The sequence below is a fragment of the Rhodococcus sp. P4_B6 genome (genome assembly GCF_056402215.1).
In genome coordinates, this window is record NZ_JBFUHV010000504.1 from 1 (window position 1) to 528 (window position 528).

1 protein-coding gene is annotated in these 528 nt (G+C 61.2%); it reads left to right on the forward strand.

Going from position 1 to position 528, the window contains the following annotated elements:
* Window positions 1-273 precede the first annotated feature (273 nt).
* The coding region (locus AC1DWT_RS51825; protein WP_477926349.1) for an SDR family oxidoreductase at window positions 274-528 on the forward strand (255 nt) is incomplete at its 3' end.

Genomic DNA, 528 nt, shown 5'->3' on the forward strand with positions numbered 1-528 from the left:
GATCAGGTCCTCGAGCGTGCACGTCAGATCGCGCGTGGAATTGCCGCGAAGTCGGATACCACGCTTCGTTTCACGCGAGCCCTCATGGTCCAGCCCCTCAAGAAGCAGGTTCTCGAACTGCTGGGACTGGGTCTCGCCTATGAAGCTTTTGGCGCACTCGGAAAGCGCGCCTGACGAGAAGAACCGCTGGGCGCTCGACTGCGCCGAGCGGTACTCGTGCCATCGGCGACGAGAGCTATGAAGACGAGCCCGGGAATACTAGGAGAGATGTTCGTGAGCGATTCCCCATCAGCTATCGGGGTCATTAATGATCCCTTGTTCGACATCACCGGCAAGGTAGCGATCGTGACCGGGGCGAGCTCTGGCCTTGGGCGACAATTCGCTTCGATGTTGGCGCAACGGGGTGCCTACGTCGTGGCTGTCGCGCGGCGAAGCGACCCGCTCCACGAATTGGTCGAGCAACACCCCGACCACATCCTCGCCGTTTCGGCGGACGTCACCGACGACGATGCGATGCGCAATGTTGTC